We start from the raw sequence: 14,992 nt of genomic DNA on the forward strand, positions 1-14,992 counted from the left end.
TCCGATTTGACTCGGATTTAAAATCAAGTTCGTTCCAGTTCAAGAAAACTACTAGCTTTCTTATCCCTTTTACTGTTTTAAGGTTGACATTGAACACTTATTGAGGTCTTTCACGAATTTAGTGTGAAAGTCGTTCGACAGAGTCGAACTTCATTTTGTTCTTTGTCCGTTCTGAATATTCTCTTAAGAATTTTCAGGGTTGTTGTCTATTGTTTAATTATCAAGGTTCTTATCTGTTGTCTCAAGCGACAGCTTTAATAGGTTATCACATCTCATGTCGTTTGTCAACAACTTTTTTATTTTTCTTTGTTGTCTTCCGTGTGACATCTACGCTTCTCAGGTGTGTCTCACGCGACAGCTATATTAGAATACCACTACAATTCATAATTGTCAATAATGTTTTTATAATTTCTTCAATTCCGAATATTCTGATAATTATTTCTTACAATAAGTTCATCGTCTGATTTACACTTTTTACGCCAATTACTTCTATTCCTTCTACTTTACCAATTGATTTCAACGACACTTCCGGGACCACGCACACCTTGAATCCAAGCTTCTTAGCCTCTGCAACTCTCTGTTCAGGCATGGTTACTGCACGCACCTCACCACTGAGCCCAACTTCACCAAACACAATCGTATCTTCACTTACAGGACGATTTTTATAACTTGACGCAACTGCCATTATAATTCCAAGATCTACTGCCGGCTCATTCATACGGATTCCTCCGGCAATATTTACATACGCATCATAACCGGATAACGGCAATCCGACTCTTTTTTCCAGAACCGCCATCAGCAGATTCACTCTGTTATAGTCAATTCCTGCTGCCGTTCTTCTCGGCATTCCAAAGTTACTTTTACAAACCAGCGCCTGAATTTCCATCAGCATTGGTCTTGTTCCTTCCATTGCACAGGCAACAACCGATCCCGATGCATTTTCCGGTTTGCCACTCAGCATAAATTCTGACGGATTCTCAACTTCTACAAGGCCTTCTTTTCTCATTTCAAACACGCCAATTTCATTCGTGGAGCCAAATCTGTTTTTTACTCCTCGAAGTATTCTGTAAGAAGCATGTCTGTCCCCTTCAAAATAAAGTACGGTATCTACCATGTGCTCCAGAACTCTTGGTCCTGCAACTGTACCTTCTTTTGTCACGTGACCGACAATAAAAATCGCAATATTCATACCTTTTGCCAATTGCATAAATACGTTCGTAGATTCCCGCACCTGCGAAACGCTCCCCGGCGCCGATCCAATCTCTTCATTGTACATTGTCTGTATAGAATCAATCACTACCACATCCGGCTTTTCCCGTTCGATTGCTGTCTGGATCAGATTCAGACTTGTCTCACATAACAGATAAAGATTTTCTGAAAATTCACCCATCCTGTTCGCACGCAGTTTTATTTGTTTCAGAGATTCTTCTCCTGAAATATACAACACCTTTTTATTCATTGCAGAAAGTTTCTGACAAACCTGTAAAAGTAATGTCGATTTACCAATTCCGGGATCTCCGCCAACCAGGACCAGTGATCCTGGCACAATTCCTCCGCCAAGCACCCTGTCCAGTTCTACCAGTTCTGTTTTCATTCTCTCATCTTCGTCTGTTGTCACACTCGACAAAGTTACTGCCTGTACCTGTTTTTCCTTCGAACTTTTCTGTCCTTTTATCGATACTACCTTTTCTTCTGCAAATGTATTCCATTCCTTACACATCGGGCACTGCCCAAGCCACTTTGACTCTTCATGCCCACAGTTCTGACAGAAATATACACTCTTCTTTGCTTTTGCCATTCTAACGCTCCTACAATTTGGTAAAAAAAGAGCTGCTCTCTCGCAGCCCTTTTTGACTTTTCTGTTTCACTTTGTTTCCATCAATATCAATAATCGTTCGGGATTATTTTTTAATGATCTTAACTTTCATCGAACGCTCTGGTTCCAGTTCAGCGCTGACGCTCAGCTTACCACTCAGATTCGTCTTCATATCTCCGACATTCACATCATCCAGATATACTACATACTCGGTATCTGCCTCCAGTTCCAGTGTAAACTGAGCATCCTGCATTGCTGATACAGAAAATGTAACGACTTGTTCAGATGCATTAAAATTCGTAACTGCTGTTCCCGGTACGGATTCATATACGAACATTTCGTTCTTCTCCAGTTTGGTAATCTCAGAAAATGTCTTTACTTTGTAAATGTCTCCCTGAAATTCAAAACCGTCCAGTTTGGTCTTACTCCCTAATGTATAATCTCCAAAGCTTAATGTTCCATCATTCTCAGCTCTTAATAATTCTTTCACAGCTGCCATTTCATGTGTCCTCCTACAGTTCTTCTTTCGTATCCCTATTATATATCAAAACATTTTTATTTTGTAGCTTTTGGGATAAATTTTATTTCTTTTTTAGACATTCCGACTACTATTTCGGAGTCTTTTTTTACTTCTCCATTCAGAAGTGCTTCTGCCAGCGGTTCCTCCAGCTGGTTCTGTACCGCTCTTCTGAGCGGTCTTGCGCCGTATTTTTGATCCATTCCCGTTTCTGCAATATACTCTTTCACAGATTCACGGATCGTCAGTTTAATTCCAAGCTGTTCTTTCGCACGCTTCGTAAGTTCGCGGCACATCATTCCGACAATCTTCTTGATTTCTGCTTTTCCAAGCGGATGGAACACAAGAATCTCATCAATACGGTTCAAAAATTCCGGGCGGAAGATCAGTTTGATCTCACGCATGACATTATCTTTCATCCGCTTATAATCATCGGCCGCATTTTCCTTCACATTAAATCCAAGCTTCTTCGGATCAATGATCGCCTGTGCTCCGGCATTCGATGTCATAATAATCACGGTATTACGGAAATCTACTTTTCTTCCTTGTGAATCTGTAATATGTCCATCATCTAAAACCTGTAACAATATATTAAATACATCCGGATGCGCTTTTTCAATTTCGTCGAACAATACAACCGAATATGGATGTCTGCGCACCTGCTCGCTCAACTGACCACCATCTTCATGCCCGACATATCCCGGTGGAGATCCGATTAGTTTTGCCACGCTGTGTTTTTCCATATATTCGGACATATCTACCCGGATCATAGACTCTTCACTTCCAAACATTGCTTCCGCCAACGCTTTTGAAAGCTCTGTCTTTCCTACACCAGTTGGTCCGAGGAACAAGAATGAACCGATCGGGCGGTTCGGATCTTTCAAACCGACACGTCCACGTCTTACTGCCTTTGCCACCGCCGTAACGGCTTCTTCCTGACCGACTACACGTTTATGAAGCGTTGCCTCCAGCTTCTTAAGTCTCACGCTTTCTTCTTCCTTAAGTCTGTGTACCGGGATCTTCGTCCATTCAGCTACAACATCTGCAATATCATCTTCTGTGACAGTAAATTTACTTTCCTTATTCTTCCGCCGGAAGCGCTCCTGCGTCCGTTCTAATTTCCTCTGGATCTGCTCTTTTTCCTGGTTCTTCTCTCTGGCTTCCGACATATCACCGCTGCGGATCGCATTTTCCAGATCTGTCTTTACTTTTGCAAGACGTTCCTCCAGATCATATACAGATGCCGGTGCCTTGAATCCACGCAACCGTACTTTCGCGCACGCTTCATCAAGAACATCGATGGCTTTATCCGGCAAAAAGCGATCACTGATATAGCGCTCAGATAACTTCACCGCAGCATCCAGCGCTTCTTCATCAATCTCTATCTGATGATGCTTCTCATAACCGGCTCTTAATCCTTTTAAAATCTCTGTGCACTTCTTCTCATCCGGCTCTTCAATCATAACCGGCTGGAATCTGCGCTCCAATGCAGCATCTTTCTCTATATATTTGCGATATTCAGAAATCGTTGTTGCACCAATAAGCTGCAGTTCTCCTCTCGCAAGCGATGGTTTTAAAATATTAGAAGCATCCATCGCACCTTCTGCACCGCCTGCGCCAATGATCGTATGCACTTCATCCAGAAATAAAATGATATCTCCAGCATTCTCTACTTCACGGATCAGCCGTTTCATACGTTCTTCAAATTCTCCGCGGTACTTCGTGCCTGCAAGCATTCCCGCAAGATCCATCGTATAAATCCGCCTGTTCTTCATACTTTCCGGAACAATTCCTGCAGCAATTCGGGCTGCAAGACCTTCGATCACTGCGGTCTTTCCTACCCCCGGTTCGCCGACTAGGCACGGATTGTTCTTTGTTCTTCTGCTCAAGATCTCCATCAGACGCTCAATCTCTTTCTCTCGTCCGATCACCGGATCTAATTTGCCTTCTTCTGCACGCAGTGTCAGATCTGTTCCATACTGATCCAGCACGGAATCCTTTCTTCCACCTGCATCTGCTGCCATATCCTCCATCATCTCTCTCGGATCAACACCGGATACAAGCCAGATATCCTGTGATATCTTCTGCAGACTGATATTTAACGTCTGCAATATTCTTGCCGCCACACAGTCTGCATCATGCACAAGCGCAAGGAGCATGTGTTCTGTTCCTATCTTATCTGCATGCACGCGCACTGCTTCTATCTTACTCTCTTCTAACACAAATTCCAATCTTGGACTGTTCTTAATACTTCTGCTGTCAATCGTCTGTATACCTGCAACCGGAGTTACAAGTTCATTAATAACCTGCACGAGACGTTCTTCATCCACACGGTTCATTGCCAGCACCTGTCCTGCAACACCTGTAAATACTTTCTGTAATGCAAGCAGTAAATGCTCAGTTCCTATATAAGGATGATGCAGCTCCTTCGCAATTGTCCTGGACAGGCGAAGCGCCTCTTTTGCCTGTTCTGTATAAATCATTCTGTCTTTCCTTTCCCGTATTCATCAAAAATCTCATCAACCAGAGTATGAACTTCTTCTCTGGTTATATTCTTACAGCATCCCTTTGCCAGAAGGATTCTTAACTGTCCTTCCAACTTCAGAAGCGCTCTCGCTTTGTCTACGTCAATGGCGATCACAGCACCTCGTCTGCGGTCAAGCTGTATAAAGCCTTCCTGCTTTAAAATAGAATATGCCTTGTTCACCGTATGCATATTAATCCCTATATTGTCTGCAAGACGTCTGACCGACGGAAGCGTATCACCTTCTTTGATCATCTCTGTTGCAATTCCCATAATGATCTGGTTCTGCAACTGTACATAGATTGCTTCATCGCTGTTAAAATCAACTTCTATCAGCACATTATCACCTTTTTCATTTTGTTATACAACCACTATAACACAATTAAAGAGAGCTTACAATAAAAACTGTAAGCTCTCTTTCGCAACTTTGAAGGAATTAAGTTTGGAAATTTCTCTCTTATACGAGTGTATGGATATCTGCATATTCGTAGCAGTCATAACTGTCTGCAACGTTCTTACATGTCAGTTTTCCATCGTATGTATTAATTGCTGAGAAAATCACTTCGTTATCTTTACAAGCCTGCTCCAGACCTTTTCCTGCAATCTGAAGTCCATAGCTTAATGTTGCATTCGTAAGTGCAATTGTAGATGTTCTCGGAACTGCTCCAGGCATATTTCCTACACAGTAATGTACGATTCCGTCTTCAATAAAAATCGGATCATCATGATACGTAACTTTTGTTGTCTCACCGCATCCGCCCTGGTCAACTGCCACGTCAACAAATACAGCACCTGGTTTCATCTCTTTTAAATATGCTTTTTTAAACAGCTTCGGTGCAGATTTACCAGGAATCAGAACAGAACCGATTACAAGATCTGCCTCTTTTACTGCATGTTCGATATTGGAATCATTAGATGCAAGTGTCTGGATTCTTGCTCCAAAAATATCATCCAGATATGCAAGTCTCTTTAAATTAATATCAAGGATTGTTACATTGGCACCCATACCTACTGCGATCTTGCATGCGTTCGTTCCTACAGAACCACCGCCTAAGATTACAATATTAGCCTTTGGTGTACCTGGAACACCTGCCAGGAGAACACCTTCTCCGCCAAAACGTTTTTCGAGGTATTTCGCGCCTTCCTGAATACTCAGACGGCCTGCAATCTGGCTCATCGGTGCAAGAAGCGGAATACTTCCGTCACGCTCGATCAATGTCTCATATGCAACGCCTTTTACTTTTCCATTCAGGAGTGCATCTGTCTGCGGTTTGTCCGCTGCCAGATGTAAATATGTATAAAGAATCAGGCCTTCATGGAATAATGGATATTCTTCCGGAAGAGGCTCTTTTACTTTGATCATCATCTCAACGGTGTCCCATACTTCTTTTGCGGAATCAATCATGATTGCGCCCGCATCTTCATACTCTTTGTCTGTAAAGCCGGAGCCAACCCCTGCGCCTTTTTCGATATAAACTTCATGTCCTGCATTTTTGTAACTCTTTACATTGTTAGGGGTCATACCTACACGAAATTCATTGTTTTTGATTTCTTTTACGCATCCAACTTTCATTTTTACTACCTCCTGTTTTACTGATGTCGTTTCTTTTTAGTTTCCGGGATAATATTTTTCATCTTTCATTTTTTATGAAGAATATTATTCATTTATCTCTAAAATTATACTAACACAACCCTTTCTGTTATGCAATAAAAGTTATTTATTTCACGAAAGTTTTATTTTCGTTAATAATATGTCAATTGTGCCGACAATTGCACTTGCATATTTAGGCTTTTCATGATTAAATTTAAGTTAGAAATATCTCATTTCTATTTATATGTAAAAAAACTGAGGAATAGACTATGAAAGAACTAAGAGAAACAATACATAATGCAACTCTGACAAAAACGCAGAAGCTGATTGCCAAATATGTTCTGGACAATTCAGCCGATGCCTGCTTTATGACTTCAACGGATATCGCCGACACTCTTGGCGTAAGCGAATCTTCTGTCGTACGGTTCAGCCGCTCTCTGGGTTACAGTGGATTTATGGAATTCCAGAAATCCCTGCGAAAGGATTATCAGGATAAGGTGCTGAGCATTTCCAGCTCCATTACTGTACCTTCACAGCGAGTTGCCAAGCAGGCAAAATTGGAAACTAATTCAGATTATATTAAAAGACATTATAAAAATACAACGAAAAATCTGGATACTATTTTTTCGCAGAATGCAACTTCTGCTTTTGATGAAGCTGCAAATATTATTATCAACAGCAGACACAAATATATCGTTGCATCCCGCGGCAATGCATGTCTGGGCGATTATTTCCTTCTGTACCTGAAGCATATGGTACGCGGAGTGGAAAGCACTTCTTCCGCTTCCATCAGCCCGATTGATCATATGTGTAATATTTCAAAAGAGGACTGCCTGATCGTATTCAGCTTTCCAAGGTACTCTTCCATGGATAAACTTGCTGTACAGATGGCATGTGATGCCGGCGCACAGATTATTCTTTTCACAGACAAGCCAAGTGCACTTCTCGCACCTTATGCCACTGTTCTGATTACAGTTCCGGTTGACAGCAATGCTTTTTTCAATTCTCTTGTCGCACCACAGTTTGCATGTGAAGCACTGCTTGATACGATCAGCCACCATGTGAAGGGCATTGAGAAGCGGCTGAAAAAAATCGACCAGTACTTAAGTGAGCTGGGCACATATTGATATGTTTAACGTCAAAACACGCTCTGTGAGTTTTATTCGTTGATTAGCGGTCGTCAGATGCCGCCATAACAAGAAGCCAGCTTCCGGTTAGCGGATGATGTATCCTGATACAGAGACACATCATCCGCTAACCGGAAGCTGGCTTTTATGTTTTTAATAAATACTATATTTTACATTGCATCGTCAATCGCTTTACCGATATCATGACGCATATATTTGTTTGCAAATTCTACCCATTCTGTTGCTGCATAAGCATTTGCACGGGCTTCTTTTAAATCTTTTCCTTTTGCAGTAATTCCAAGAACACGTCCTCCGTTTGTGACGATCTGTCCATCGTTTTCTTTCGTCCCTGCATGGAAACAATAATATCCGTCTGCATCATCGAATTTTTCCAGACCGTGGATTGGAATTCCTTTTTCGTATTTGACCGGATATCCATCACTTGCCAGAACGACACATACTGCTGCATTGTCTTCAAACTGCAGATCTACCTGATCAAGCGTTCCATCTATGCAGGCTTCTACTACTTCCAAAATATCATTCTTCATACGTGGCAGGACAACCTGTGCTTCCGGATCTCCGAATCGGGCATTGTACTCCAACACTTTCGGACCAGCTTCTGTCAGCATGAGTCCGAAGAAAATCACACCTTTAAATGGTCTTCCTTCAGCTTTCATGGCATCAACCGTTGCCTGATAAATATATTTATTACAGAAATCTTCTACCTCTTTTGTGTAGAACGGGCTTGGCGAGAATGTACCCATTCCGCCGGTATTAAGTCCTGTATCTCCGTCTCCTGCACGTTTATGATCCTGTGCAGAAGTCATTGTCTTAATTGTATTTCCATCTACGAAAGAAAGGACAGAGACTTCACGTCCAACCATGAACTCTTCAATCACCATTTCGTTACCGGCAGAGCCAAATTTCTTATCCAGCATAATCGTCTTCACGCCTTCTTTTGCCTCTTCCAGTGTATTGCAGATCAGTACACCTTTTCCGAGTGCCAATCCGTCTGCTTTTAATACAACCGGCATCTTTGCTGTCTTCAGATAATCAAGTGCCTTATCCGGATCTGTAAAATTCTCATAAGCAGCCGTTGGAATATTGTATTTTTTCATCAGATCTTTGGAAAATGCTTTTGAACCTTCCAGAATTGCTGCATTCTTTCTTGGTCCGAATGTACGAATACCTTCTGCTTCCAGCGCATCTACCAGTCCGCCTACCAAAGGATCATCCATTCCGACGATAACGAGATCGATGTCCTTTTTCTTTGCAAAAGCTACAATTTTGTCAAATTCCATCGCTCCGATTGGCGCACACTCTGCAATCTGTGCTATTCCTGCATTCCCCGGAACACAGTATATCTTATCTGCCTTCGGACTCTTTGCTACACAATAAGCAATTGCATGTTCTCTTCCGCCACTACCTACGATCAATACATTCATCTTCTCGTCCTCCACTTATTCATTCACTGTTGCAATTCTTTCTGTCACACTTACTTTTCCATTAGCGATCAGGTCAATCGCTCTTGGCAGGATCTGCCACTCTGCCTGCTCCATCACACGTCGCTGAAGTATCTGCGGAGTATCTCCATTCTGTACTTCCACCGCTTTCTGCAGGATGATCGGTCCTGTATCAGTTCCTTCATCCACAAAATGCACGGTCGCGCCGACCACTTTCACACCTCTTGCAAGTGCCGCTTCATGTACTTTCAGTCCATAATATCCAGTCCCGCAAAAAGACGGGATCAGAGACGGATGTATATTAATGATACGGTGTTCATATTTACGGATCATCTCCGGTGGAATTACAACCAGAAATCCAGCCAGCACGATAAGATCCGGTTCCATCGCATCAACCACATCAAGCAGTGCCCTGTTAAATTCTGTTCTGTCTGAAAACTGCTTAGGTGAAATACACTGTGCAGCAATACCATTCTCCTCTGCCCTTGTCAGTGCATATGCATTCTGATTATTGCTGATCACACCTGCAATCCGGGTATTTGTAATCTTGCCGGAATGAACTGCGTCAATGATCGCCTGAAGATTCGTTCCTCCGCCGGATACCATTACAACTACATTTAGCATAAGGTAACTCCTTTTTCTCCTGCTTCAATATGTCCTACAACATACGGTTCATCTCCTGCTGCCTTAATTGCTTCCATTGTCTTATCAACATCTGCCGGATCAACTGCAACGATCATACCCAATCCCATATTGTATGTATTGTACATCATCTGCTCTTCAATATCGCCTTTCTCAGCAAGCAGTTTGAAGATTGGTGGTACCGGATAGCTGTCTTTTTCTACAACTGCATGCATACCGTCAATGAGCATACGAGGAATATTTTCATAAAATCCACCACCGGTAATATGGCTGCAGGCTTTTACTGTTACACCGACATTTTTCACATTCTTTAAAGCTTTTACATAGATTCTTGTCGGAGCAAGTAACGCCTCTCCAAGCGTCTTGCCAAGTTCATCATAATAAGTATCCAGAGATTCTTTTGTCATCTCAAAAACTTTGCGGACGAGAGAAAAACCATTACTGTGTACACCGCTGGACGCCATACCAATCAGTACATCGCCTGCTTTTAAATTCTCCCCTGTGATCATATCTTTCTTATCGCAGACACCAACTGCAAAACCAGCCAGATCATAGTCATTCTCCGGCATAAGTCCCGGATGCTCTGCTGTCTCTCCACCAATCAGCGCCGCCTCTGACTGAAGGCATCCTTCTGCAACACCACTTACGATTGCTGCGATCTTCTCCGGATAATTCTTGCCACACGCAATATAATCCAAGAAAAATAACGGTTCTCCACCTGCACATGCAATATCATTGACACACATTGCTACTGCATCGATCCCGATCGTATCATGCTTGTCCATGACCATGGCAAGTTTCACTTTTGTTCCACATCCATCTGTTCCGGATAAGAGCACCGGCTCTTCCATCTCTTTAATCTTTGTAAGAGAAAATGCTCCTGAGAATCCTCCCAGTCCGCCTAAAACTTCCGGACGCATTGTTTTCTTTACATGCTCCTTCATCAGTTCTACTGATCTATAACCTGCCTCAATATCGACACCAGCTTTTTTGTAATCCATAACTCGTCTCCTTTGTGTATGTTTTATTTATTTAAATATGCTTCGTATCCGATTTCATCCAGTTTTGCAGCTTTTGCCTGTACTGTCTCTTTCATCTCTGTTGTATAAGCTTTAAGCTTTTCAAGAAGCTCTGCGTCTGAAACTGCAAGAATCTTAGCTGCAAGAATTGCTGCGTTCATACCACCATCAATTGCTACTGTGGCAACCGGGATTCCAGGTGGCATCTGTACAATTGAAAACAGTGCATCTTCACCCGCCAAGTTCTTACCTGACATCGGCACTCCTACAACCGGCATCGGGAATAATGCCGCACACATTCCCGGAAGATGTGCTGCCATACCTGCACCTGCTATGATTACTTTAATTCCTTTTCCTTCTGCGGATTTCGCCCAGTCGAAGAAAACATCTGGTTCTCTGTGCGCTGAGATAATCGTCATCTCATAATCAATCCCTAATTTTTCCAACATCGCTGCAGCTTTGCTCATTACTTTTAAATCCGAGTCGCTGCCCATCACAATTCCTACTTTTGGCATTTTTCTCTTCCTTTCTGTTCTTCTACTATTGAAAATATTACATTATTTATCTATATTTTTCAATGGCTCATTTAAAATCTCCGTACCCGGCAGAACAAACCTTCCATGTTCCAGAAGTAAAATATGACCGCCGTCTTTTTTATTTACTTCGATCTTTCCAAGTTCTTCGTACGGAATGGTAATATCTGTATGGCAGTGATAGTACGCCTTTCCCAAATCCTCTTTTCTCTGGATTGAGACCGAATTATCTCTTGCTATGATTTCTTTCCCATTTGGATTGTAAACCGCTATATCCTCACACCAACTATAGCAGGTATCCCCCACTGCAAAATGTGGTCCCATCTTCTCTGCGATCAGAATCGGCATTTTATCCTCAATGCCATATTTTTTTGCCGCCTGATAAGCAGTCGTATTTGTTCCGATTGCGAATTCTCCAAGTGCCAGTGTGTCATGACGATACAAAACATTATCCCGGATATATTCCTTATTCTCCAGCTCTCGTTCGAAATTGCTACACCGGTAATCTGCAACCATTCCATTGGAAAATGTAATTTCCAGATCTTTGTACTGTAACTCATTCAGATAAACTTTGCTCACATGCAGTACACCGTTTGTTCCTTCCAGTACCGGTGATGTAAATACTTCTCCCACCGGAATGTTCACATCAGCAACACAGTTTTCAAAAATTGTCTCTTTTTCCGGATCACTCAGCGTGTGTAGCTGTACAGTAAGGTCAGTGCGGTTCCCATTTTCCCCGCAGATATGCACGGACTCTCCTCGGTCCAGTGCATCGATCAGTGTCTGCTGAACCTGTTCATACAATCCCGCATCCAGCGTATTGATCCGGATAATCTCCTGGAATATCTCCTCGTAATCTTCTCCGATCTCCGGCACCGGATACGCAATGATCGTAAAACTTCTCTCATCTCCCGGAATATAAGTGTTCGTAAGCCGACTCTGACGTCCGTCAAAAAATACGGACAACTCCTGCTGTTTCTCGCTTAATTTCAGAGCTGTTTCTTTCTGCTCCGGCACAAACGGAACTTCTCCAAACATCTCTATGCATGCCGGTCCTGCAAAAGCTCCCGCTTCTTCTTTCAGATGTTCGTAAGTAGTCGCGATCACTTCTAATTTGCGTTCCACAAATTTCTTATCCAAAAATAACGCCTGGTCATTTCTGTGATCATACTCATATTGTTTATTTGCAATAGCTCCATAGTATCCAATCTTCAAATGCTGTCTCTTCGTCAGCATGCTGACACCACTCCGGTAAATAACCGGCTTAAGCCCCATTTTATCAAAATTCTCAATTGCTTTTTTGACAACACGTTCAAAGCCTAATACATAACGGATATTGACCGTCTTTTTCTTAGACAGATCTTTTCCGGTATTCACAAAACCGATCCGGTATCCTTCTGTGTATACATCTGCCATCTTCTGAATTGTTGTTTCATCTAGTGACAACAGATATTTTGCAGTTGTCAGCTCACTGTCACTGATATACTCTCCAAAGCGATACAGATAACGAAGATCTGCAAGATCACTTCCAAGGATCAGATCTGCTGCAAAAGACTGTGTAGCATCTACCTGCTCATGGATGCGGTCTGCCACAAAAACATCACAGTAATCGCTGGCGTACCAGTACAGGATCTCCTTTAACACATGTGGCTCCGGCATTTCTTCTTCCTCGAACTGATTATATACCTCTATAAAAAGTTCAAACAGAATATCTAAATATTCTGTTTTCTTTTCATATACATACACGATTGCTGCACGTATTTCCGCATACAGCGCACTGAGTGTGCTTCCATACGCTTCTCCAAGCTGCGCCACCGCATAATCCGGATTTGCATAGCTCTCCCGGTAATGTTCCGGAAGGATATCGCTGTAAAGCTTCTTGTTCCATGCAGCCAGTTCTTCTATCTGCATCCCATCAAATGTATGATCCTCTATTTTCTTTTTCGTCCCATCAATAAGATGAATAAATTCCGCAACTTTTACAAAATAGTCACGGAACTTCACATCCACCGTTCTTTCTTCCTTAATATCGCCAATTCTATCTACCACCAGATTGTATCTTTCTTCCACCATCTAAACAAGCCCCCTGATAAATATTGCGCACATGCCAAGGAAAAGTGCGCTGCAGACTGCAATTCCCACTTTGCACGTAATGTAATTTTTATCTCTTTCTCTCAGTCCTGTAACGCCCTGATAAATGCCATATCCTGCCATCACCATAGTAAACAGTCCTGCAAAACCGACCAGGATATTTACATTTCCTTTTAAACAAAATGAAATCCAGATCATAAAGACCAGAAGCAGAAATGACAGCACTGCAAGTATACATGATTTCATTCCTTTTCTGGAATGTCTCCTTGGTGACTGTCCGAATCTGGTTCGCATCATTTTTCTTTTCTGTTTATTTTTTACGACCATGTATCCTCCTTAGTGCCACACAGATGATAAATATCAGATATCCTGCCACACCGCCAAGCGTATTAAGCAGCAGATCATCCACATCAAAACATCCAACTTTCGTGATCAGCTGAAAACTTTCAACGCACAAGCTCAACCCGAAACTGTAAAACAATGTAGCCAGAAAACTTCTATGTTTGCTTGCCATCGGCATAAAAAATCCAAACGGAATAAAAATCACAACATTTCCAAACAGATTCGTAAATGTTGCAAACATGCCTACCTGATCCCGATAATACCAGAATCTTTTAATTTCTTTAAATAATACGAGATTATAATGATACTCCTGCATCTGACCGGTACGTCCGTACCAGTCAGAAAAAAGCAGGAAATAGATAATAAAAATAATATATAATACGAATAATATCTTCCCTAATATACGAATTCTCTTTCTACTGCCCGAATTCACTTTGTACACTCCCCTTATTTATCTGTCCATGCTTAAAATGTAAGCTTCTTCTTCTCTTTCAGCAGACGGGCACCGCTAATGATCGTAATGATTCCCGTGACAACACCTACCACTGCTACGATAACTCCAACTGCAATATTAGAAACTCCTGCAAAAGTCATGGATTTGTATATCTTCTCATTCATAGTGAAATCCTCCGTTATTATTTCGCTCCATATTGTTTATAATATGCGTCAATTGCTGCTTTTAATGTATCATCGATCACAATTTTTCCGTTACACTCTTTGTTGTACAGACACTCTGTAACTTCTTCCATTGTAACGATCGCTGCAGTATCGAATCCGTACAGGTCTTTGATCTCGTCGAGTGCGCATTTTTCTCCGCCTTTTCCAACCTCCATACGGTTTAAAGAAACCATAAGTCCCACGATCGTAACATCAGCGGCGCCTTTTACCTTAGGAACTGTCTCTTCCATGGATTTACCGGATGTTGTAACATCTTCGATCATGATCACACGGTCGCCGTCTTTTAATTTGCTTCCAAGAAAGCTTCCTTTATCTGCACCGTGATCTTTCTCTTCTTTTCTGTCAGAGCAATAACGTACTTCTTTTCCATATAATTCACTGTATGCAATTGCAGTTACAACCCCAAGTGGAATACCTTTATATGCCGGTCCGAACAACACATCAAAATCATCTCCGTATGTATCATGGATTGCTTTTGCATAGTATTCTCCGAGTTTCTTAAGCTGGGAGCCTGTCACATATGCTCCTGCATTCATAAAGAAAGGGGATTTTCTTCCACTCTTTAATGTAAATTCTCCAAATTTCAGCACATCGCTTTCTACCATAAATTTAATAAATTCCTGTTTGTAGCTCTCCATCTTTCTATCCT

15 protein-coding genes are annotated in these 14,992 nt (G+C 41.9%); 1 reads left to right on the forward strand and 14 read right to left on the reverse strand.

All coding sequences use genetic code 11. From position 1 onward, the window contains the following. Positions 1-442 precede the first annotated feature (442 nt). From radA to ald, 5 genes are all read right to left on the reverse strand, one after another. Positions 443-1,798 carry a DNA repair protein RadA gene (gene radA / locus H8S07_RS12510; RefSeq protein ID WP_118520657.1) on the reverse strand — a complete coding sequence of 452 codons (1,356 nt, stop codon included), beginning with the start codon at positions 1,796-1,798 and terminating at the stop codon, positions 443-445. Positions 1,799-1,901: 103 nt separating this feature from the next. Next, positions 1,902-2,315, reverse strand: a complete 414-nt coding sequence (locus tag H8S07_RS12515) for an endosialidase (protein WP_118520659.1) — start codon at positions 2,313-2,315, stop codon at positions 1,902-1,904. A gap of 56 nt (positions 2,316-2,371) precedes the next feature. Continuing rightward, positions 2,372-4,816: an ATP-dependent Clp protease ATP-binding subunit gene (locus H8S07_RS12520; protein ID WP_186856137.1), complete on the reverse strand. Its 2,445-nt coding sequence runs from the start codon at positions 4,814-4,816 to the stop codon at positions 2,372-2,374. Continuing rightward, positions 4,813-5,196, reverse strand: a complete 384-nt coding sequence (locus H8S07_RS12525; RefSeq protein WP_118520663.1) for a GntR family transcriptional regulator — start codon at positions 5,194-5,196, stop codon at positions 4,813-4,815. The genes H8S07_RS12520 and H8S07_RS12525 overlap by 4 nt, the downstream gene beginning before the upstream one ends. A gap of 118 nt (positions 5,197-5,314) precedes the next feature. Then, a complete protein-coding gene (ald, locus tag H8S07_RS12530; protein ID WP_021861354.1) occupies positions 5,315-6,430 on the reverse strand; it encodes an alanine dehydrogenase in 1,116 nt (371 codons plus the stop codon). 287 nt (positions 6,431-6,717) lie between these two features. Here ald and H8S07_RS12535 point away from each other — a divergent pair, with 287 nt between their 5' ends. Continuing rightward, a complete protein-coding gene (locus H8S07_RS12535; RefSeq protein ID WP_117538417.1) occupies positions 6,718-7,575 on the forward strand; it encodes a MurR/RpiR family transcriptional regulator in 858 nt (285 codons plus the stop codon). A 170-nt stretch (positions 7,576-7,745) separates the two neighbouring features. Here H8S07_RS12535 and purD read toward each other — a convergent pair whose 3' ends face one another. The 9 genes from purD to pyrE are packed head-to-tail and all read right to left on the reverse strand — an operon-like array spanning position 7,746 to position 14,981. After that, positions 7,746-9,020: a phosphoribosylamine--glycine ligase gene (purD, locus tag H8S07_RS12540; protein ID WP_021861352.1), complete on the reverse strand. Its 1,275-nt coding sequence runs from the start codon at positions 9,018-9,020 to the stop codon at positions 7,746-7,748. 15 nt (positions 9,021-9,035) lie between these two features. After that, complete coding sequence (gene purN, locus H8S07_RS12545; RefSeq protein ID WP_117538416.1) at positions 9,036-9,662, reverse strand: phosphoribosylglycinamide formyltransferase; 627 nt, start codon at positions 9,660-9,662, stop codon at positions 9,036-9,038. Further along, on the reverse strand, positions 9,656-10,681 hold the full coding sequence (purM, locus tag H8S07_RS12550) for a phosphoribosylformylglycinamidine cyclo-ligase (RefSeq protein ID WP_117538415.1): 1,026 nt from the start codon (positions 10,679-10,681) through the stop codon (positions 9,656-9,658). Before purM ends, purN begins: the two co-directional genes overlap by 7 nt. Positions 10,682-10,704: 23 nt before the next feature. Beyond that, positions 10,705-11,214, reverse strand: coding sequence for a 5-(carboxyamino)imidazole ribonucleotide mutase (gene purE / locus H8S07_RS12555; RefSeq protein ID WP_021861349.1), 510 nt, complete (start codon positions 11,212-11,214; stop codon positions 10,705-10,707). Between the two features lie 42 nt (positions 11,215-11,256). Continuing rightward, entirely contained in the window at positions 11,257-13,305 is a 2,049-nt protein-coding gene (locus H8S07_RS12560) for an aminopeptidase (protein WP_118520665.1), read from the reverse strand. Further along, the gene (locus H8S07_RS12565; RefSeq protein WP_186856138.1) at positions 13,306-13,650 is read right to left on the reverse strand and encodes a DUF6142 family protein; all 345 of its coding nucleotides are present in this window, start codon (positions 13,648-13,650) and stop codon (positions 13,306-13,308) included. Further along, positions 13,634-14,098: a VanZ family protein gene (locus H8S07_RS12570; protein WP_021861346.1), complete on the reverse strand. Its 465-nt coding sequence runs from the start codon at positions 14,096-14,098 to the stop codon at positions 13,634-13,636. The genes H8S07_RS12565 and H8S07_RS12570 overlap by 17 nt, the downstream gene beginning before the upstream one ends. A gap of 32 nt (positions 14,099-14,130) precedes the next feature. Continuing rightward, on the reverse strand, positions 14,131-14,283 hold the full coding sequence (locus H8S07_RS12575) for a hypothetical protein (RefSeq protein WP_021861345.1): 153 nt from the start codon (positions 14,281-14,283) through the stop codon (positions 14,131-14,133). Positions 14,284-14,300: 17 nt separating this feature from the next. Then, the gene (gene pyrE / locus H8S07_RS12580; protein WP_021861344.1) at positions 14,301-14,981 is read right to left on the reverse strand and encodes an orotate phosphoribosyltransferase; all 681 of its coding nucleotides are present in this window, start codon (positions 14,979-14,981) and stop codon (positions 14,301-14,303) included. Positions 14,982-14,992: the final 11 nt, after the last annotated feature.

Source organism: Dorea hominis (genome assembly GCF_014287705.1).
In the GTDB taxonomy this organism is placed as follows: domain Bacteria; phylum Bacillota; class Clostridia; order Lachnospirales; family Lachnospiraceae; genus Dorea_D; species Dorea_D hominis.